This window comes from Janthinobacterium sp. Mn2066, from assembly GCF_049319705.1.
Classification (GTDB): Bacteria; Pseudomonadota; Gammaproteobacteria; order Burkholderiales; family Burkholderiaceae_D; genus Janthinobacterium.
In genome coordinates, this window is sequence record NZ_JBMOUF010000001.1 from 693741 (window position 1) to 713011 (window position 19271).

At 63.8% G+C, this 19271-nt stretch carries 17 protein-coding genes; 11 read left to right on the forward strand and 6 right to left on the reverse strand.

Annotated elements, in window-relative coordinates:
- Nucleotide 1: 1 nt before the first annotated feature.
- Genes ACL9RI_RS03075 through ACL9RI_RS03110 form a run of 8 tightly spaced genes read left to right on the forward strand, consistent with a single transcriptional unit; the run spans nucleotide 2 to nucleotide 7331 of the window.
- Nucleotides 2–1006, forward strand: a complete 1005-nt coding sequence (locus tag ACL9RI_RS03075; RefSeq protein WP_422725109.1) for an ABC transporter permease — start codon at nucleotides 2–4, stop codon at nucleotides 1004–1006.
- 10 nt (nucleotides 1007–1016) lie between these two features.
- The gene (locus ACL9RI_RS03080; protein WP_422725110.1) at nucleotides 1017–2519 is read left to right on the forward strand and encodes a xylulokinase; all 1503 of its coding nucleotides are present in this window, start codon (nucleotides 1017–1019) and stop codon (nucleotides 2517–2519) included.
- On the forward strand, nucleotides 2516–3172 hold the full coding sequence (locus tag ACL9RI_RS03085) for an HAD family hydrolase (protein WP_422725111.1): 657 nt from the start codon (nucleotides 2516–2518) through the stop codon (nucleotides 3170–3172). The genes ACL9RI_RS03080 and ACL9RI_RS03085 overlap by 4 nt, the downstream gene beginning before the upstream one ends.
- A 20-nt stretch (nucleotides 3173–3192) precedes the next feature.
- Nucleotides 3193–3969, forward strand: a complete 777-nt coding sequence (locus tag ACL9RI_RS03090) for an SDR family NAD(P)-dependent oxidoreductase (RefSeq protein ID WP_422725112.1) — start codon at nucleotides 3193–3195, stop codon at nucleotides 3967–3969.
- A gap of 25 nt (nucleotides 3970–3994) precedes the next feature.
- Nucleotides 3995–5080: a glycerol dehydrogenase gene (locus tag ACL9RI_RS03095; RefSeq protein ID WP_422725113.1), complete on the forward strand. Its 1086-nt coding sequence runs from the start codon at nucleotides 3995–3997 to the stop codon at nucleotides 5078–5080.
- 12 nt (nucleotides 5081–5092) lie between these two features.
- On the forward strand, nucleotides 5093–5848 hold the full coding sequence (locus tag ACL9RI_RS03100) for an SDR family NAD(P)-dependent oxidoreductase (RefSeq protein WP_422725114.1): 756 nt from the start codon (nucleotides 5093–5095) through the stop codon (nucleotides 5846–5848).
- Between the two features lie 9 nt (nucleotides 5849–5857).
- Complete coding sequence (locus ACL9RI_RS03105) at nucleotides 5858–6742, forward strand: MBL fold metallo-hydrolase (protein WP_422725115.1); 885 nt, start codon at nucleotides 5858–5860, stop codon at nucleotides 6740–6742.
- A 1-nt stretch (nucleotide 6743) separates the two neighbouring features.
- Nucleotides 6744–7331, forward strand: coding sequence for a TetR/AcrR family transcriptional regulator (locus tag ACL9RI_RS03110; protein ID WP_422725116.1), 588 nt, complete (start codon nucleotides 6744–6746; stop codon nucleotides 7329–7331).
- Nucleotides 7332–7384: 53 nt separating this feature from the next.
- Here the strand turns inward: ACL9RI_RS03110 and ACL9RI_RS03115 are convergent, their stop codons facing one another.
- Together ACL9RI_RS03115 and ACL9RI_RS03120 are read right to left on the reverse strand one after the other, a co-directional pair.
- Nucleotides 7385–7924, reverse strand: coding sequence for a DUF6622 family protein (locus ACL9RI_RS03115; protein WP_422725117.1), 540 nt, complete (start codon nucleotides 7922–7924; stop codon nucleotides 7385–7387).
- Between the two features lie 184 nt (nucleotides 7925–8108).
- Nucleotides 8109–8381: an oxidative damage protection protein gene (locus ACL9RI_RS03120; protein ID WP_034750797.1), complete on the reverse strand. Its 273-nt coding sequence runs from the start codon at nucleotides 8379–8381 to the stop codon at nucleotides 8109–8111.
- Between the two features lie 220 nt (nucleotides 8382–8601).
- On the opposite strand from ACL9RI_RS03120, the gene kdsA reads away from it, so the two are divergent.
- The gene (kdsA, locus tag ACL9RI_RS03125; protein ID WP_422725118.1) at nucleotides 8602–9447 is read left to right on the forward strand and encodes a 3-deoxy-8-phosphooctulonate synthase; all 846 of its coding nucleotides are present in this window, start codon (nucleotides 8602–8604) and stop codon (nucleotides 9445–9447) included.
- A gap of 45 nt (nucleotides 9448–9492) precedes the next feature.
- Here the strand turns inward: kdsA and argA are convergent, their stop codons facing one another.
- Entirely contained in the window at nucleotides 9493–10803 is a 1311-nt protein-coding gene (argA, locus tag ACL9RI_RS03130) for an amino-acid N-acetyltransferase (protein ID WP_422725119.1), read from the reverse strand.
- A 56-nt stretch (nucleotides 10804–10859) separates the two neighbouring features.
- Between argA and hrpA the strand changes: the two genes are divergently transcribed.
- Entirely contained in the window at nucleotides 10860–14960 is a 4101-nt protein-coding gene (hrpA, locus tag ACL9RI_RS03135) for an ATP-dependent RNA helicase HrpA (RefSeq protein ID WP_422725120.1), read from the forward strand.
- 87 nt (nucleotides 14961–15047) lie between these two features.
- Here the strand turns inward: hrpA and ACL9RI_RS03140 are convergent, their stop codons facing one another.
- Nucleotides 15048–15653: a PRC-barrel domain-containing protein gene (locus tag ACL9RI_RS03140; RefSeq protein WP_422725121.1), complete on the reverse strand. Its 606-nt coding sequence runs from the start codon at nucleotides 15651–15653 to the stop codon at nucleotides 15048–15050.
- Between the two features lie 216 nt (nucleotides 15654–15869).
- Between ACL9RI_RS03140 and ACL9RI_RS03145 the strand changes: the two genes are divergently transcribed.
- The gene (locus ACL9RI_RS03145; RefSeq protein WP_422725164.1) at nucleotides 15870–17012 is read left to right on the forward strand and encodes an alpha/beta hydrolase family esterase; all 1143 of its coding nucleotides are present in this window, start codon (nucleotides 15870–15872) and stop codon (nucleotides 17010–17012) included.
- 1 nt (nucleotide 17013) lies between these two features.
- On the opposite strand, the gene ACL9RI_RS03150 is transcribed toward ACL9RI_RS03145, so the two are convergent.
- A complete protein-coding gene (locus ACL9RI_RS03150; protein WP_422725122.1) occupies nucleotides 17014–17946 on the reverse strand; it encodes a glycoside hydrolase family 6 protein in 933 nt (310 codons plus the stop codon).
- A 2-nt stretch (nucleotides 17947–17948) separates the two neighbouring features.
- Entirely contained in the window at nucleotides 17949–19214 is a 1266-nt protein-coding gene (locus ACL9RI_RS03155; RefSeq protein ID WP_422725123.1) for a putative Na+/H+ antiporter, read from the reverse strand.
- Nucleotides 19215–19271 lie beyond the last annotated feature (57 nt).

Sequence of the window (19271 nt, forward strand, 5' to 3'; positions counted from 1 at the left end):
CATGAGCAAAACTATCGTTCCTCCCCTGGCCGGCCAGCAGACGCCCGCCGCATCCTCGCCAGGCAAGACTGTCTGGAGCGCAGCCGTACGCTATAACACCGTATTGATCCTGGTGGTGCTGCTGGTTGCCGCCTCCTTCGTCTCGCCCGACTTCATGACGGGCCCGAACATGTCCAACGTGGCGCGCCAGATCGTCAGCGTCGGCATCATGTCGATGGGCATGCTGCTGGTGGTGCTGACCGGCGGCATCGACCTGTCGGTCGGTTCCGTCGCCGCGCTGGCCAGCGTCACCACGGCGCTGCTGATCCCCGAGTACGGCTTGAGCGGCGCGATTGCCTGCGGCCTGCTGACGGGCGTGGTCTGCGGCGCCATCTGCGGCACCCTGATTTCCAAGTACCGCCTGAGCTCCTTCGTGGTGACCTTGGCGATGATGACGGTGGCGCGCGGCATGGCGCTGATCGTCTCCAAGGGCGCGCCGGCGATGGTCGATGATGCGGGCCAGGCGCTGCTCGATTTCGGCCGCGATACCTGGTGGATCTTCCCGCAGCCGACCGTGCTGATGCTGCTTATTTTCGCTGCCGGCGGCCTGTTCCTGGCGCTGACGCGTGCCGGGCGCATCGTGCGCGCCATCGGCTCGAATGAAGAAGCGGTGCGCCTGTCGGGCGTGCCCGTCGGCCGCCATGTGATGCTGGCCTATGTGGTGTCCGGCCTGCTGGCGGCCACCGCCGGCATCATCTCGACGGCCCGCGCCGGCGTCGGCGCGCCGACCATCGGCACTGGCGACGAACTGACCGTGATCGCCGCCGTGGTGATCGGCGGCGCCAGCCTGGCCGGCGGACGCGGCACCGTCTTGAATACCCTGGTCGGCGTGATTACGCTGGGCGTGATCGGCAATATCATGAACCTGGCCAGCGTGCCCGGTTATCACCAGCAGGTGGTGATGGGGATTATCATCATCGTCGCCATCCTGGCACAGCGGGGCACCGGCGCCCTGCGCAGCAAATAAGGACCATGACATGCATCAGGAATTGACACTGGCGATCGATGTGGGCACGGGCAGCGTGCGTGCCGCGCTGGTCGATGCCAAGGGCAGCGTGCTGGCCATCGCGGCGCGCGAACATGACCAGATCGTGCCGGCCTTCGGCTGGTCCGAGCAGCGTCCGCAGGATTGGTGGAGCGGCATGGTCGCGGCCGTGCAGACGGTGCTGCAAGCGGTGCCCGGTGCGCGCGAACGCATCGCCATGGTGGCCGCCTGCGGCCAGATGCACGCCACCGTGCTGGTCGATGCAGACGGCGCATTGACGCGCGATACGGCGCCGCTGTGGAACGACAAGCGCACCGTGCCGCTGGTGACCGCCTACGAGGCGGCCCATCCCGGCAGCGATTACCTGGCCCGCACGGGCAATCCGCCCACGCCGGCCTGGCCCGCGTTCAAGCTGCAATGGCTGCGCGATAACGATCCGGACGCCTACCGCCGCGCGCGGGCCGTGCTGATGCCCAAGGATTATCTGAACCTGCGCCTGACGGGCGTCACGGGCATGGACCGCACCGAGGCGGCCTGCAGCTTCCTGATGGACCCGCGCACTGGCGACTGGTCGCCGCAGACCTGCGACGAACTGGGGCTGGACATTGCCAAGCTGGCCACCATCCGCGATCCGCTGGCCATCGTCGGCCACGTCACCGAACAGGCCGCGCTGCAGACCGGTTTGCGGGCCGGCACGCCGGTGCTGGTCGGCGCCGGAGATTATCCGGTCGGCCTGCTCGGTTCGGGTGTGTGCAGCCCCGGCATGGGATCGGAAATGCTGGGCACCTCGTGCATCGTCACAGTCGTTACCGGGCAGCCATTGCTGGACCCGGCGATTTCCAACGTGGGCACGGTCGAAGGAGGCTGGGGTGCCTTCATGCTGCTGGAAACGGGCGGCGACGCGATGCGCTGGGCGCGCCGCGCCTTGCATGAAAAATCCCTGTCGTATGAAGACATCGTGGCCAAGGCGGCACTGGCGCCGGCAGGCTCTGACCGCCTGTTCTTCATGCCTTATCTGTCGGGCGAACGCTTTGGCCGCCACCGCAATGCACGCGCCCAGTTCTTCGGCATCGGCGCCGCGCACGGCCTGGAGCACTTGCACCGCGCCGTGCTCGAAGGCGTGGCCTTCGGCGTCAAGCGCCACATCAATATCATGGAAGGCATCGCCGGGCGCAAGCTCGAACGCCTGGTCGCTTCCGGCGGCGGCGCGCGCACCGAACTGTGGCTGCGCATCAAGGCCAGCGTGTATGGCATCCCCATCCTGGTGCCCAAGGAGGCCGAGTGCGGCATCATCGGCTGCGCCGTGATGGCGGCCGTGGCGACGGGCCGTCATGCCAGCTTGCAGGCCGCAGCCGCAGCGCTGGTCAGCTATGAAAAGGAAGTGCTGCCCGATCCGCACTGGGCGCAAACCTACGCCCGCATGCAGCCGGTGTTTGAAAAGCTGTACGCCCATTCGCAAGCCATGTATGACGACCTTGACGGGCTGGCGCCATGATGCGCGCCATCCTGTTTGATATGGACGGCACCCTGGTCGACAGCGAACCGCTGCATCACCGCGCCATGCTGGAAGTGCTGGACCAGGTGGGCGTGACCCTGCCCGCCAGCTTTGACCAGGATACCACCGGCATGGCGATGCCGGACGTGTACGCGCTGCTGCGGGCCACGACCATGCTGCAGATGCCCTATGCGGAACTGGTGGCGGCCAAGTATGCCGCTTTCCTGCGCCGCGCCGGCGAGATCGCCATGCGCCCCGGCGCGCAGCAAGCCATCGAGGCGGCGCGCGCACTGGGCTTGCAGGTGGCGGTGGTGTCCAACTCGGACCGCATGCTGGTCGACGCCAGCCTAAGCGTGGCCGGCATCGCCCGGCCCGACATGGTGACCGTCACCCGCAATGACGTACGCAAGGGCAAGCCGGACCCGGAACCGTACCTGCGCGCCGCCTGGCTGCTGGATCTGGCGCCGCAGGAATGCATCGTCGTCGAAGACAGCGCACCAGGCGCGCAAGCGGGCCTGGCTGCCGGCATGGCGGTGGTCGGCTGGCCCGAGCCGCACCGCCACGATCTTGTTTTTCCCGCTGGCGTACAGCGCCTGGAGACGGCCGAGCTGGCCGGTTTCCTGCGGCAGCTGGTCCGGCATCATCATTCATAAATAAACCTTTGGAGACACAGATGTACCTGGATAAATTCAAACTGACGGGCAAGGTCGCCGTCGTCACGGGCGCCGCGCGCGGCATCGGCCTGGCCACCGTCGAAGCGCTGGCCGAAGCGGGCGCCGCCATCGTCGTCATCACCGACATGAACGCCGACCTGCTGCGCGGCGCCGTGGGTGCGATGACGGCGAAAGGCTACCGGGTCGAAGGCGAACTGCTCGACGTGACCGATGCGAAGGCCGTGCAGCGCGTGCACGACGCCATCGTCGAACGCCATGGCCGGGTCGACGTGCTGGTCAATAACGCCGGCATCGCCATTTCCAACCACCCGGCCGAAACCATGGTCGACGAGGTGTGGAACAAGGTCATCGACGTCAACCTGAATGGCCTGTTCTGGTGCTGCCGCACGTTCGGCAAGGGCATGCTGGAGCGCGGCGCTGGCGCCATCGTCAACGTGGGCTCGATGTCGGGCTTCATCGTCAACCGCCCGCAGGAGCAGGCCAACTACAACGCCTCGAAAGCGGCCGTGCACCACCTGACCCGCTCGCTGGCGGCCGAATGGGGCGCGCGCGGGGTGCGCGTCAATGCCGTGGCGCCGACCTATATCGAGACTGAAATGAATGCCTACGTCTACGACGATGCGGAAATGTACCGCCACTGGGTGGGCGGCACGCCGATGAACCGCATGGGCAAGGTCGATGAAGTCGCGTCCGTGATCCTGTTCCTGGCCAGCGAAGCGGCCAGCCTGATGACGGGGTCCATCGTGCTGGCCGATGGCGGCTACGCATGCTGGTAAGTCTGCTCATATCCAAGGAACCATCATGAATGAAAAAACAATTTCTGTACGCGGCGCACGCTTCCCTGGCCGTTATATCCAGGGCCAGGGCGTGATGGCACGACTGGGGACCGAAGTGGCCGCCTTTGCGGCGCGCGCCGTGGTAGTGCTGGACGGCGGCGTATTCGCTATTTTGCAGGGCGCGATCGCCGCTGCGCTCGATGGCAAGGTGAAGGCGGAACTGGTGCGCCATGGCGGCGAATGCTCGGACGCTGAAATCGCCCGCATCGTCGGACTGGGCCGCGCTGCCGGCGCCGGCGCCATCGTCGGCATCGGCGGCGGCAAGGCGCTCGACACGGCCAAGGCGGCAGCCCACGGCCTGGGCGTGCCCGCCATCATCGTGCCCACCATCGCGTCGTCCGATGCACCCTGCAGCGCGCTGGCGGTGGTCTACAACGAAGATGGCGGCGTCGCCTACGACAAATTCCTGCCCCGTAACCCGGACCTGGTGCTGGTCGACACCGCGATCATCAGCCAGGCGCCATCGCGCTTCCTGATCGCCGGCATCGGCGATGCGCTGGCCACCTATTACGAAGCAGATTCCTGCCGCGACAGCGGCGCCTTCAACTGCCTGGGCATGCCGGGCCTGGAAGTGGCGCACGCGATTGCCCGCGCCTGCCGCGACACGATCTTTGCATTCGGTGCGGCCGCCGTGGCCGAATGCGATGCAAAGACGGCCGGCCCCGCGCTCGAACGCGTGGTCGAAGCCAATATCCTGTTGTCCGGCATCGGCTTTGAATCGGGCGGCGTGGCTTCGGCCCACGGCATCCATCACGGCCTGTGCGAACTGCCCGACGTGCACCATCACCTGCATGGTGAAAAAGTGGCGATCGGCGTGCTGGCCGGCCTGAAGCTGCGCGGCAAGGAAGACGAATTCCAGCGCGTGCTGGCCTTTTGCCAGTCGGTGCGCCTGCCGACGCGCCTGGCCGATATCGGCATCACCGAGGTGACGCCGGAAAAACTGCGCATCGTTGCCGAACGCGCCTGCCGTCCCGGCGAAATCACCCATAACGAACCGCTCGCGGTCACCAGCGCCATGCTGGTCGACGCCCTGCGCGCGCTCCCTGTCTGAAAAGGAAAAACCATGATCAAGGAAATCAACACCAGTTTCGACAAGCACCTGTTCGCAGGCAAGACCGTGATCGTCGTCGGCGCGTCCGGCGGCCTGGGCATGGCGATGGCGCGTGGCTTTGCGCAACTGGGCGCCAACGTGATCGGCACCGGCACGTCGGCCGCCAAGAACGCGGCGGCGCAGGACGATCCGGCCAATGCGGGCATCCGCTTCGCGCTATTGGACAGCCGCGACAACGAGGCTGGCAAGGCCTTCATGGCGGCGCTGCCCGCCATCGACGTGCTGGTCAACGCGCAGGGCGTGGCCCGTCCCGGCGCCGAATGGGAAGAAGAGACTTTCCTCGACGTGATGGATGTGAACCTGAACAGCCCGTTCCGCCTGGCCATGGCCGCCATGCCGCAACTGGTGGCGGCGCAGGGCGCCGTGGTCAACGTGGCGTCGATGCTGAGCTATCTGGCCGATGCCGCCGTGCCGTCGTACACGGCCAGCAAGACGGGCATCGTCGGCCTGACGCGCGCGCTGGCGCACCGCTATGGCGCCTCGGGCGTGCGCATCAACGCGGTGGCGCCCGGCTACCACCGCACCGACATGACGCGCGAATTGTGGGAAGATCCGGTGGCCGAGGCGCGCATCGCCGAGCGCTCGGCGCTCAAGCGCTGGGGCACGACGGACGATATCGTCGGCGCCGTGATTTTCCTGTGCTCGCCGGCGGCGGCCTTCATCACGGGCGTGACCTTGCCCGTCGACGGCGGCTATCACAGCGGCTAAGGAGCGGCCATGACACGTCGACCGCATATTGAGATCGAGCGCTATAGCGAACCGCTGGCCGAGCGGCTGGAAAACCCGGCGGCGGCGCCCAGGCCGGGCGAAGTGGTGCTGTACTGGCTGGGACAGGCCGGTTTCATCATCGACCTGCCCGGCTACCGGGTGCTGCTCGACCCGTATTTGTCCGATTCGCTGGCGCGCAAGTACGCGGGCACGGCGTTCCCGCACCGGCGCATGATGGCCGCGCCCGTGCTGCCCGAGCAGTTGCTGCGGCTCGATCTGGTCATGTGCACGCATCGGCACACGGACCATATGGATCCGGACACCCTGCAGGCGCTGGCGGTGCGTTTTCCGCGCATCCCCTTCGTGGTGCCGGCCGCTTCGATCGACGAGGCGCGCAAGCGCTGCGGCGTGCCGGACTGGCGATTGATCCCCGTCAACGCGGGCGACGGTGTCGAGCCCTTGCCCGGTTTGCGGGTGCGGCCGCTGCCATCGGCGCATGAAACCCTGACCATCAATGCGCTGGACCAGCATGAGTGGCTGGGATATGTGATCGAGTTTGCGGGCGTGCGCCTGTACCACTCGGGCGACTGTATTCCGTATCCGGAGCTGGCGGGCACCCTGGCTGGCGTGGCGCCGCAGGTGGCGCTGCTGCCGGTGAACGGGCGCGATATCGGCCGCAGCGGCAATGGCGTGCCCGGCAATTTCACGCTGGACGAAGCCATCGCCCTGTGCCGCGAAGCGCAGGTGCCCGTGATGGTGGCGCATCACTATGGCATGTTCGACTTCAACACGGTCGAACCGCATGTGATCGATGCGCGGGCGGCGCTGGACGCCACCGGCCAATTTACCCTGCACCGCGCGCAGCAAGCCTGGGCGATGCGTTTGACGGCCTGATATGGAAAGAAAATCGGACACTACGCGCGCCGCCATCGTCGAACGGGCGCTGGCGTTGGCCAGCCAGGAGGGGCTGGAAGCGTTGTCGCTGGGGCCGCTGGCCGACGCCATGAAGATGAGCAAAAGCGGCGTCTTCACGCGTTTCGGTTCGCGCAGCACCCTGCAGATGGCGGTGCTGAAAACCTACCATGGCCAGTTCCAGCGGCGCGTGCTGCAGCCGGCGCTGGCCGCGCGCCAGGGGCTGCCCCGCTTGCGGGCCTTGTTTGCGTCCAGCCTGGAGCATATCGGTTCGCCGCAACTGGCGGGCTGCTTTTATTTCAGCTGCGCCGCCGAATACGACGACAGGCCCGGTCCACTGCGCCATGAGCTGACCAGCGGCGTGCTGGCCTGGCGCGCGCTGTTCGAGCAAAGCGTGCGGCAGGCGGTGGAACTGGGTCAGCTGGCGGCCAGCGCGAATACGGAACAGATGGTATTTGAAATCTACGCTTTACTACTGGCGGTGCAGCACGACACGCGCCTGCTGGAGCGCAGCGGCAGCGCGGCGCAGGCGCAGCAGGCGTTTGAACACATTTTGCAGCGCCACACCTGACAGAACCTGCCGTGCTTCTTGGCCACAAATCACTGCCGCTGGCGACGCTTTTGTCAGGTGTTCGATACTTTTATTGGATTGGCTTGCAGCATGCCTTGCCCCTGCGCCTGGCGATAAAAGGCCACGGTGCGCAGCAGGCCGCCGATGAAGATGCCGCTGAACAGGCCGTATGCGGCGCAGACGGGCAGCACGAAGCTGCTCGCATGGGTGTAGGCAGGAACGATGGCCAGGCTGACGGCCACCGCGTATTTCATGCAAAAAATCGCCATCATCAAGATCAAGGGCAGCCAGCTGCCGGGACGCTGCACGCTGCTCCGTTCAGTGCAGGCGATCAGCTTGCGGGTATCGGTCAGCGACCAGGCCAGTGAGCCGCCAGCGACGGCGCCCACCAGCCAGGCGACCGGTGCGGCGCCGTTCAAGCCGAAACTGCCGATCACGCCGCTCAGGGACAGGGCCAGCATCACCAGCGGAACGATGGACAGCTTGCGCAAGGTGACTTCGCGCGTGCGGCTGGCCAGCACGCCACGGTAGACAAGAAAGCCCAGGATGGCCCAGACGTAGAGGGGAGTGTGGCTGAAGATTTGCTGCAACATGGTGTCCGCCGTGTGATGTGGTTGTCGATGGACGTACTGTGCCTGCAAGCGGCTATCGGTGCGAGCCGGCTGCGACGAAACGGGGAAGCGGTGCCGTGAAACAGCGAAGGGCGGCGTGAAACGGGGAGGAAGCTAGGAGAAAATCACCCGTGACGCGGCGGCCACGGGCGGGAAAGCAAAAAACTTATTCCGTCGGTGGCACATAGCCCATGGCGGCGTCGGCGCCATCGCCGAAGAAATGTTTTTCCATTTGCGTGGCCAGGTATTTGCGGGCGCGCGCATCGGCCAGGTTCAAACGGTTTTCATTGACCAGCATGGTTTGGTGCTTGAGCCAGGCCGCCCAGGCTTCTTTCGACACCGATTCATAGATTTTCTTGCCCAGTTCGCCTGGGTACGGCGGGAAGTCCAGTCCTTCGGCTTCCTTGTTGAGTTTGATGCAATGGATCGTGCGGGCCATCTGTGCTCCTGAATCGGTGTAGAGATAAAACGTGATTATAAGGCACTTTGCGTGTCGACCTGCGGGGGCGGCAGCAGATGGCCGGCGGCCTTCGAGTAAGCTCTTGCGCAGGATCAAATTTGATCTGCGCTGTGCTAGCTAGTAAGATGCCTTATCACGCAGGCAGCTTCCTCCCTCTCTGCACAGTCAACCGTCGTAATTAACCAATATGGAATCCCCTATGGCCTCAGTCAAAGTCAATGGCATCAATGTCAGCAATGAAGGCAGTTTTGCGCTGTTTGGCGGCATCAACGTGCTTGAATCGCGCGATCTCGCCCTGCGCAGCTGCGAAGAATATGTGCGCGTGACGCAAAAACTGGGCATTCCGTATGTCTTCAAGGCCAGTTTCGACAAGGCCAACCGCTCCTCCATCCATTCCTACCGTGGCCCTGGCCTGGAAGAAGGCTTGCGGATCTTCCAGGATGTGAAGGCAGCCTTCGGCGTGCCCATCATCACCGACGTGCATGAGCCGTGGCAGGCAGCCCAGGTGGCGGAAGTTGTTGACGTACTACAACTGCCGGCCTTTCTGGCGCGCCAGACGGACCTGGTAGTGGCCCTGGCCAAGACCGGTAAAGTGATCAATATCAAGAAGCCGCAATTCCTCAGCCCTGGCCAGATGGCCAATATTGTCGAAAAGTTCAAGGAGGCGGGCAATGACCAGCTGATCCTGTGCGACCGCGGCACTTGCCTCGGTTACGACAACCTGGTGGTCGACATGCTGGGCTTTGGCGTGATGAAGCAAACCTGCGACAACTTGCCGATCATTTTCGACGTCACGCACGCCCTGCAGCAGCGCGACCCGGGCGGCGCCGCTTCGGGCGGCCGTCGCCAGCAAGTGGCCGACCTGGCCCGCGCCGGCCTGGCCGTCGGCATCGCCGGCCTGTTCCTGGAAGCCCACCCTGACCCGGACAACGCCCGCTGCGACGGCCCGAGCGCCTTGCCTTTGGACCAGCTGGAGCCGTTCCTGACGCAGCTGAAGGCGCTCGATGACCTGGTCAAGTCGTTTGCGCCATTGAATATCAAATAATTATCTTTACGAAAAAAAAGCCCGGCATGCCGGGCTTTTTCAGTGTTACAGGGTTTTAATGAGTACCTGCGATTTACGCTGCCAGTTGTACATATGCTGGCGGTCTTTCGGCAGGTCATCCACCGTGGCCGGCACGAAGCCGCGTTTCTTGAACCAGTGCGAGGTGCGGGTGGTCAGCACGAACAGCTTGTGCAGGCCGGCGGCGCGGGCGCGGTTTTCCATGTGTTTCAGGATGCGTTCGCCATCGCCTTGGGCTTGCGCTTCCGGGTTGACGGTCAAGCATGCCATTTCGGCCATTTTTTGCGCCGGGAACGGGTACAAGGCGGCGCAGCCGAAGATCACGCCGTCATGCTCGATGACAGAGAAATAATCGATTTCGCGTTCGATCAGCTCGCGGCCCCGCTTGACCAGGGTGCCGTCCGCTTCCAGCGGCTCGATCAGCTTGATGATGCCGCCCACGTCTTCGATGGTGGCCTGGCGCAGGCTTTCCAGGTTTTCGTGGCTGATCATGGTGCCCACGCCATCGTGGGTAAACAATTCCAGCAGGGCAGAGCCATCCATCGAGAATGGCACGATGTGCGAACGGTCCACGCCATTGTGGCAAGCCTTGATGCAGTGGCGCAGGTAGAACGAGGTGGCGTCCGGCAGGAAGCCGGCCATCAGCACGGCTTCGGCCTGGTGCGACGACAGTTCGCGGATTTCCACGCCGGTGGCGTCAACCATCATCGGCGTTTCCGTAATGAAGATCAATTTATCGGCATGCAGGGCGATGGCGGCGCTGCAGGCCACGTCTTCCATGGTCAGGTTGAACGCTTCGCCGGTCGGCGAAAAGCCCAGCGGCGACAGCAGCACCAGGCCGTCCGAACCGAGGATGGAATGGATGGTTTCGGCGTCGACCTTGCGCGTAATGCCCGTCAGTTCCAGGTCCACGCCATCGATCACGCCCAGCGGGCGCGCCGTGATGAAGTTGCCAGAAATGATACGGATCGCCGCATGCGACATCGGCGTGTTCGGCAAGCCCTGGCTGAAGGCAGCCTCGATATCGAGACGCAATTCACCGGCAGCTTCCTTGGCGCATTCCATGGCGGCGATGTCGGTGATGCGCACGCCATTGTGGAAGCGGCCTTCGACGTTACGCAAGGCCAGTTGTTCGGCCACCTGCGGTCGTGAGCCATAGACCACGGTGACATTGATATCGAGCGCATGCAGCAGCGACAGATCGTGGGCCAGCACTTGCAGTGCACCGGCGCTGACCAGCTCACCGGGAAAGGCGACCACGAAGGTCTTGCCGCGAAAGGCGTGTATATAAGGCGCGACTGAGCGCAGCCATTGGACGAATTGGGTAGGGTTTTCCATTAAGCGCATTATAATTCGCTGCGCGATGTGCGCGCTTAAAATACCTGTAAAAAATAATGTCTTCAGCCAGTAATAAGTCTTCTTCCCCGTCTAACGTTGCGAATGTGCCTAAACGCGGCGACCGTTCGCGCCCTGAATCACCGAAACCACGGGCAGGGCAGGAGAGCCCCGAAGCGCGTGCAGCCCGTGAATCACGCGATGCTGCCCGTGCCGCGCGCGAAGCCGAAAAGGCCTTCCGCAATCCGCTGCCGCCGATTAGCTATCCGGAAGACTTGCCCGTCTCGGGCCGCCGCGAGGAAATCGCCAGGGCCTTGACGGAAAACCAGGTCATCATCGTCTCGGGCGAGACCGGCTCCGGCAAGACCACCCAGTTGCCGAAGATCTGTCTGGAACTGGGACGGGGACAGAAGGGCCTGATCGGCCACACGCAGCCGCGCCGTATCGCAGCCTCGTCGACGGCCAAGCGCATTGCGCAGGAACTGGGCACGCCACTGGGCGAGACGGTGGGTTTTAAAGTCCGCTTTGCCGACACCTTGACGAAGGGCGCTTCGGTCAAGCTGATGACGGACGGGATTTTGCTGGCCGAAACGCAGACCGATCCGTTGCTGAAAAACTACGACACCATCATCATCGATGAAGCGCACGAACGCAGCCTGAATATCGATTTCCTGCTCGGCTATCTGAAACAGCTGCTGCCGCGCCGGCCGGATCTGAAAATCATTATCACTTCGGCCACCATCGATGCCGAGCGCTTTGCGCGCCATTTCGGCACGCCGGAAAAACCGGCGCCCGTGATCGAAGTATCGGGCCGTTTGTACCAGGTGGAAGTGCGCTACCGCCCCGTGGAGCGCGAGCAGGTCGCCATGCCGGGCGCCGGCACAGGTAGCAACGGCGCAGACAAACCGGGCCAGCGCACGGCCGCCGCCCGTGAAAAGCGCGACCTGATGGACGCCGTGGTCGACGGCGTGGAAGAGCTGTGCCGCATCGGTTCGGGCGACGTGCTGGTATTTTTGCCGGGCGAACGCGAAATCCGCGATTGCGCCGAGGCGCTGCGCAAGCACCATCCGCCGCATGTCGAGATATTGCCCCTGTTCGCCCGCCTGTCGGCCGAAGAGCAGGAACGCGTTTTTAAAACCAGCAATGCGCGCCGCATCGTGCTGGCCACCAACGTGGCGGAAACTTCGCTGACGGTGCCCGGCATCCGCTACGTGGTCGATGCGGGCCTGGCGCGTGTCAAGCGCTATAGCTACCGCAATAAAGTGGAGCAGCTGCAGGTCGAGCCGATTGCGCAGTCGGCGGCCAATCAGCGCGCGGGCCGTTGCGGCCGCGTGGCCGATGGCGTGTGTATCCGCCTGTACGAAGAGCAGGATTATTTGCTGCGTCCGAAATTCACGGAGCCGGAAATCCTGCGCTCGTCACTGGCGGCCGTCATCCTGCGCATGAAGTCCCTGCACCTGACGGACGTGGAAACCTTTCCGTTTATCGAGCCGCCGCTGGCGCGCGCGATCGCGGACGGCTACCAGCTGCTGCAGGAACTGGGCGCCGTCGATGAATTCAACAAGCTCACGCCGCTCGGCAACAAGCTGGCCAAGCTGCCGCTAGACCCGCGCGTGGGCCGCATGATCCTGGCCGCGCTGGATAACGCCAGTTTGACGGAAGTGCTGATCGTGGCCGCCGCCCTGTCGGTGCAAGACCCGCGCGACCGGCCGATGGAGCACCAGCAGGCAGCCGACGAGGCGCACAAGAAATTTGCCGATGAAAAGTCGGAATTTATCAGCTACCTGAAAATCTGGCGCTGGTTCGAGTCCGCCATCGAGCACAAGAAAACCAACCGCCAGCTGCAGGACAATTGCCGCACCAACTTCCTGTCGCAGATGCGCCTGCGCGAATGGCGCGACGTGCATTCGCAGCTGCTGACCATCGTCAAGGAACAGGGCTGGCGTTTGAATGAAGCACCAGCCACCTACGACAACCTGCATATGGCTTTGCTGACTGGCTTGCTGGGCAATATCGGCTTCAAGGGCGAAGACGAGCCGGGCGCGGGCTACCTGGGCGCGCGCGGCATCAAGTTCCATATCTGGCCCGGTTCCTCGCTGCTGAAAAAGCCGGGCAAATGGATCATGGCGGCCGAACTGGTCGACACCACGCGTTTGTATGCGCGCTGCGTGGCGCAGATCCAGCCCGAGTGGCTGGAAAAAGTCGGCGGCCATTTGCTGAAAAAATCGTGGGGCGAGCCGCGCTGGGAAAAACGCTCGGCGCAGGTGACGGCCTCCGAGCGGGCGACTTTGTATGGCCTGGTGGTGTACAGCCAGCGCCGCATCAACTACGGCAATTTCAATTTGCCGGAAGCGCGCGAGATTTTCATCCGCGATGCGCTGGTGGGCGGCGAGTTCGATACGCGCGCGCCCTTCTTTGCGCACAACCATAAGCTGATCAGGGAAATCGAAAACCTGGAACACAAGTCACGCCGCCTGGATGTGCTGGTGGACGATGAACTGATCGCCGCGTTTTATGACAAGCTGCTGCCGGCCGATGTCTGCAATGGCGCCGGTTTCGAAAAATGGCACAAGGAAGCCACGCGCGACAACAGCAAGCTGCTGTACCTGAACCGCGATGAATTGATGCGCCATGAAGCGGCCGGCGTGACGACCGACCTGTTCCCGAAAACCATGTCGGTGACGGGCCTGGAAATGGCGCTGACCTATCACTTCGAGCCGGGCAGCGTGCGCGATGGCGTGACCCTGGCCGTGCCCTTGTATGCGCTGAACCAGTTGCCGCGCGAGCGCTGCGAATGGCTGGTGCCGGGCATGCTGAAGGAAAAAGTCCATCTGCTGCTCAAATCCCTGCCGCAAAAGCTGCGCCGCCACTGCGTGCCGCTGCCTGACTACGCGGCCAAATTCTGCGAGCGCGTGCACGCGGCCGGCATGTTTGGCCGCGGCGATCTGGTCGACGCCATCATTGCGGACATCCGCACGCAAATCACCATCAATGTGCTGACCACGGACTTCAAGCCGGAAACCCTGCCTGCCCATCACTTCATGAATTTCAAGGTGATCGACGAGCATGGCCGCCAGCTCGACATGGGCCGCAACCTGGCCACCCTGCAGGCGGAATTCGGCGGCCAGGCGCGCCAGAGTTTCCAGAAACTGGCCGAAGTGTCGGGCGTGTCCGGCACCGGCACGCCAGGTGCCAAGGTGGCTGGTGCGCAAGTGGCCTCGCGGCTGCAGGCGCACAGTGCCGCCTCGAATGTCAAAGGTGCGGCACCCGCCAAGGCAGCGGCTCCGGCCTCGAACAATACCGTCTCCCAGCATATGGGACTGACCAACTGGACCTTCGGCGAGCTGCCGGAATTGCTGGAAATCGTGCAGGGCAAGCTGACCTTGATCGGTTTCCCGGCCCTGGTCGACAAGGGCACGCACTGCGACCTGGAAGTGTTCGATGATCCGACGGTAGCGGCCCGTACGCACAAGGTGGGCTTGCGCCGTCTGTTTGCGCTGCAAATGAAGGAGCAGATCAAGTACGTCGAGAAAAGCATCCCCGGTTTGCAGCAGATGGGCATGCAATTCATGGCGCTGGGATCGCAGGAGGAGTTGCGCGAGCAAATCATCAACAAGGCGATCGACATCGCTTGCCTGCAAGATCCGCTGCCGCTGGACGCGGCCTCGTTCGCCAAGCGCCAGGCGGAAGGCAAGTCGAGGCTGGTCTTGCTGGTCAATGAAATCGCCCGGCTGCTGTCGCAAGTGCTGACGGAATTCCACGGCTTGCCCAAGCGCCTGCAAAACATCCCGGCAGCTGCGTCCAGCGATATCCAGGCGCAGTTGCAGGGTCTCGTGCATAAACGCTTCCTGACGGAAAACGAGTACACGCAACTGTCGCATTTCCCCCGTTATTTAAAGGCGATCAATGTGCGGCTGGAAAAACTGCGCGCCGATCCAGCCCGCGACACCAGGTTGATGGCCGAGTGGCAATCGGCCGCCGCCCCTTACCAGCGCCAGGCGAAAGATCGCCAGGCGGGCAAGAATACCGACCCGAAACTGGTCGATTTCCGCTGGATGCTGGAAGAGCTGCGCGTATCGCTGTTTGCGCAGGAATTGCGCACGCCGATGCCGGTGTCGGCGAAGCGACTTCAGAAGGTCTGGGAGTCGATGTTAAGGTAGTATTTTCGTCATCGCTACCCCAAGCGAAGACTGGGGTCGGACCTTCAGGTCCGACCCCAGTGTTTTGCCGTGGGGTTGCATGCCTCATCAACTGCGCTTATCCAGGTCATCCTCATCGCTGAGCGATGAATGCCCCTGCAAGTTGCCCGCGCCTGTGCTCGTACCTGCCCGGCTGCCGCTCATCGAGGTGGCTGACTCACTACCCGAGCGACTGCCGCCGCTGCCCGATTGCAGGCTGCCGCCGCTGCGCAGGTCGCCGCCTTGCTGCATGCGCCGCGCCCCTGCACCGCTGCCGTAGCGTGCGCCGTTGCCATAAAAGTCTTCCAGCTGCTGGTTCCAGGCGTCGCTGGCCATGTCGGGCCAGTTGTTCTTGTCGAAGCCGGGCGCATTTTTTAGTTGCTCCTTGTCGACGTCGAGCACGAAGCGCTTGTTGATGGTGTCCAGGCTCAGGCGTTCCCAGGGGACGGCGAACAGTTTTTCACCCATGCCCAGCATGCCGCCAAAGGACAGCACCGCATAGGCGATCTGGCCGCTGCGCATGTCGAGCATGATTTCCTTGATGTCGCCCAGCTGCTCGTCGCTGTGGTTGTAGACATCGTCGCCCAGCAAGGTGTCGGCCCCCATCAATGCTGGCCCAGGGCCCGTGTCGTTATTGCGGTACATGCCCAGGATGTCGCGGTCCAGATAGCTCATGGTGTCTCCTCCGTTGGTGGTCTGTCGTGAATGTTCAAGATAAGCACTGGCATATTCGTAGGCTTGATGTGTCTCAATTGTGTCCGGGGCACTTTTCTGGCGTGCAAACCTATGGTGCGCACGGGCAATGCGGTACTCTATGGTTTCCAACAGGAGGCCGCTGCTTATGCTGATACTGTCGCTGATGACGCAAGGATGCAGTTTGATGGAGGGGCCATGGTGAAGCCCGCTACCACCTGGTTGCGCGGCTTGTTGCGCGCTGGCAAGGCGCAGCAGCGCACGGCCAGGAAACTGGCCAAGGTGCTGTTTGCACCCGTGCCAGCCCAGCCCAAGACCAAGCGCAAGCCAGCATCGACCACAGCCACCCAATCCACACTCAAGTCGCGCAGCACGTCCGCGCCACGCGCACGCAGGAAAGCACCACCCGCGCCGGGCAAGTGGCTCGCGTCCCACTATATGCCCTTGCCGGAACTGGGGACCTTGCCGGGCCGGCGCCTGCCGTATTTTCTGTATATCCCCCAGCGGGAGCCAAGCGCCGCCATGCTGGCCCGGGGGCGTCCGCTGCTGGTGATGCTGCATGGCTGCGAACAAAGCGCCACGCAGTTCGCCGAGGGCACGCGCATGAACAAGCTGGCCGAGCGCAAGGGTTATGCGGTGCTGTACCCGCAGCAGTCGCTGCGGGCGCAGGCGCGGCGCTGCTGGAAATGGTACGACAAGCTGACGCAGGAAGGCGGCGGCGACGTGCGCCTGATTATCGGCGCCATCGAACAGGTGGCGGCGCGCTATGCGATCGACCGCGCGCGCATTTATATCTGCGGCATTTCCGCCGGTGCCGGCATGGCGCATATCGTGGCCCTGAACCATCCGCAGCTGTTTGCCGCCGTGGGCCTGCATTCTGGTCCCATGTTTGGCGGCGGCCATAACCTGATCGGCGCGCTTAATGTGATGCAGCACGGCGCGGCCACCAGGGCCGATGCGGCCATCGATGAAGTGCTGGGCCGCCAGCCTGGCTTTCCCCGCCTGCCCATGATGCTGCTGCAAGGCCAGGCGGACCAGGTGGTGCGGCCCGTGAACCAGGACCAGCTGGTGCGTCAGGCCTTGCGTCTGAACCGCATGCCAGCTGACACGCGGGTCACGGTGCAAGGCGTGCCGGCCAGCGCAGCGGGCAGCCGTACGCCGGCGCATGCGTATGCCGTGCAGGATTATCAGGTAGGCAAAGCGTTATTGTTGCGGGTGGCGCAGATCGAACATCTGGGCCATGCCTGGAGCGGCGGCGACCCCAGCCTGCCTTTCAATGACAAGGCCAGGCCCGACGCCAGCAAGCTGCTGCTGGACTTTTTTGCGGGCCAGCGGCGCTAGCTTATTTGCCCTCGATCAGCTGCGTGGCCAGTTCCGGTATAAAGATGCCGGCCTTGCCGCGGCAGCCATCGGCATTGCCGGGCGCCTTGATCCACAACTGCATTTCGGGCTGTACGCCGCCCAGGTGGACCACCGACGGCACGCCGGTCTTGCGCCCCGGCGGGTCGCACCATGCTGCTCCCAGCGGACCGTTGCCATTGCGGCTGGTATCGACCACGTAGGCGCGGGTATAGCCCTGCTGTTTTTGCAGCGCCGCGTTGACGGCGTCGCCATACGCCTTGCTCGATGCATCCGTCTTGTAATTGGACACATTCAGCGCAAAGCCGCGCGCATCGGCGATGCCGGCCTGGACCAGCCGGCTGGCGGCCACTTCGGCCGGCATCCAGGCGCTATTGCCCGCATCGAGATAGACATAGGCTTGCGGCGCCGCCTGGTGGAATTGGGCCACCGCATAACGCAAGGTTTCGAGCCGGCCTTGCTGGCCGGCGGCGGATAAACAGGTCAATTGCCCTAGCGCATCGGGTTCCAGGATGACCACCGCCTTGTGCTGGCCAACGGCTGCGGCAAAGCTGGCAATCCACTGCTGGTAGCCAGAGAGGGAATTGGCGCCGCCCGCGCTGTACTGGCCGCAATCGCGGCCGGGAATATTGTAGGCCACCAGGATCGGCGTCTGCTTGAGTGCAGCTGCCGCATCGACATAGTCACCGACGGCTTTGCCTATCTCGCCGCTCCAGTTGCCGAACCACCTGGCTTGCGCCTGTTCGGCCAGCTTGCTGCGGATGAGATCGACCCGAGGATCGTCAGGGTGCTGGTTGACCCAGATGGCTGCCGTCGATTGCGGATCGACATACAAGCTGGTCGGCGCCAGCGGAGTCACGGCGCCAGCCGCGCCAGGCAAGGCTAATAGCAGCAGGGCCAGCAGCTTCCCTGGCATGGCTACAGCGCCAGGAAGGCGGCAGCCGCCACGGCAGTCGGCAGCAGTGCTCCCGCCAGCAAGCCGATGGCGCCGATCGATTCATCCTTGAAGCCGCGGCGCAGCAGCGCCACGCCAGCCGGATTGGGCGCATTGGCGATCACGGTCAAGCCACCACCGGCCACGGCGCCTGCCACCAGCATGTATTTGGACTCGTCCGTCATGCCGGCGATCAGGGAACCGAGATAGGTCAGGGCGGCATTGTCGGTAATCGCCGTCAAGCCCAGCGCGCCGAAAAACAGGGCCAGCGGTTTCAGACTGGACACGATCGGTTGCAACCACCATTGCTGCATGCCGCCCAGCACCACCAGGCCGCCCAGGAAAAAGCCGACCAGCAAGCCTTCCTTGAGGATCAGCGGGCTTTGATAGCGTTCATACGCTTGCACGAAGCCGAGGAAGAACAGGAACAGGCCGATGAACAGCACCGGGTGGTGGGCCAGCGCCACCACGGCAGCCAGCACGGCCAGGTGCACGACGCTGATGATCAGCGGCACTTTCGGCAGTTCGACATCGCCCGCCTTCGGCTTGATGTCGGAGGTATTGCTGTGCAGATATTTGCGCAGCAACAAGCTCACGCCGGTCGCGTTGACCAGCACGGCGACGGCCGCCTTCCAGCCGAAGTGGGCCGCCATGTAGGCGCTGTCCCAGTTCCAGGTGGTGGCCACCATCAGCACGGGCGGCGCGGCATAGGAGGTGAGCGTGCCGCCGATGGACACGTTGACGAACAGCACGCCCAAGGCGCCGTATTTCAGCCATTCAGGGATGCCGGGGCGAAAGATTTGCGGCGCCAGCATCAGCGCTGCCAGGGTCATGGCGGCTGGTTCCGTGATCAGGGAACCGGTCAGCGGCACCAGCGCCAGGCCCAGCCAGACCAGGGCCAGTTCCGTGCGCAGCGGCATCACGCGCGCCACGCCCTTGAGCAAGCGCTGCACGGCGTCCAGCACGGGGCGCGAGGCCGCCACCACCATCACCACGAAGACGAACAGCGGTTCCGTGTAGTGGCGCGATTCGGCATAGTCGACGGCGGCCGCGCCGCCCGACACGAAGGCCATCACGATGATCAGGATAAACGCCCAGAAGCCGAACACCACTTCCACCTCGCCCAGCAAATGCAGCAAGCCCGCATGGCGGGGGTGGCGGTGGGCCAGCACTTCAAACGATTTGGCGGCGAAGGTGTGCAGCAGGGCCAGGCCGAAGATGATGGCGCTGATCAATTGTATGGTAGTCAAATGCGTTTTCCTTATGGAAAAATGGGAGCCGTCCGGTGCATTTCCAGGCGGTAAGGA

Bases quoted from the DNA above. Each gene is read 5' to 3' on its own strand.
- ACL9RI_RS03075 (WP_422725109.1), top strand. From the start codon at position 2: ATGAGCAAAACTATCGTTCCTCCCCTGGCCGGCCAGCAGACGCCCGCC.
- ACL9RI_RS03080 (WP_422725110.1), top strand. From the start codon at position 1,017: ATGCATCAGGAATTGACACTGGCGATCGATGTGGGCACGGGCAGCGTG.
- ACL9RI_RS03085 (WP_422725111.1), top strand. From the start codon at position 2,516: ATGATGCGCGCCATCCTGTTTGATATGGACGGCACCCTGGTCGACAGC.
- ACL9RI_RS03090 (WP_422725112.1), top strand. From the start codon at position 3,193: ATGTACCTGGATAAATTCAAACTGACGGGCAAGGTCGCCGTCGTCACG.
- ACL9RI_RS03095 (WP_422725113.1), top strand. From the start codon at position 3,995: ATGAATGAAAAAACAATTTCTGTACGCGGCGCACGCTTCCCTGGCCGT.
- ACL9RI_RS03100 (WP_422725114.1), top strand. From the start codon at position 5,093: ATGATCAAGGAAATCAACACCAGTTTCGACAAGCACCTGTTCGCAGGC.
- ACL9RI_RS03105 (WP_422725115.1), top strand. From the start codon at position 5,858: ATGACACGTCGACCGCATATTGAGATCGAGCGCTATAGCGAACCGCTG.
- ACL9RI_RS03110 (WP_422725116.1), top strand. From the start codon at position 6,744: ATGGAAAGAAAATCGGACACTACGCGCGCCGCCATCGTCGAACGGGCG.
- ACL9RI_RS03115 (WP_422725117.1), bottom strand. From the start codon at position 7,924: ATGTTGCAGCAAATCTTCAGCCACACTCCCCTCTACGTCTGGGCCATC.
- ACL9RI_RS03120 (WP_034750797.1), bottom strand. From the start codon at position 8,381: ATGGCCCGCACGATCCATTGCATCAAACTCAACAAGGAAGCCGAAGGA.
- kdsA (WP_422725118.1), top strand. From the start codon at position 8,602: ATGGCCTCAGTCAAAGTCAATGGCATCAATGTCAGCAATGAAGGCAGT.
- argA (WP_422725119.1), bottom strand. From the start codon at position 10,803: ATGGAAAACCCTACCCAATTCGTCCAATGGCTGCGCTCAGTCGCGCCT.
- hrpA (WP_422725120.1), top strand. From the start codon at position 10,860: ATGTCTTCAGCCAGTAATAAGTCTTCTTCCCCGTCTAACGTTGCGAAT.
- ACL9RI_RS03140 (WP_422725121.1), bottom strand. From the start codon at position 15,653: ATGAGCTATCTGGACCGCGACATCCTGGGCATGTACCGCAATAACGAC.
- ACL9RI_RS03145 (WP_422725164.1), top strand. From the start codon at position 15,870: ATGGTGAAGCCCGCTACCACCTGGTTGCGCGGCTTGTTGCGCGCTGGC.
- ACL9RI_RS03150 (WP_422725122.1), bottom strand. From the start codon at position 17,946: ATGCCAGGGAAGCTGCTGGCCCTGCTGCTATTAGCCTTGCCTGGCGCG.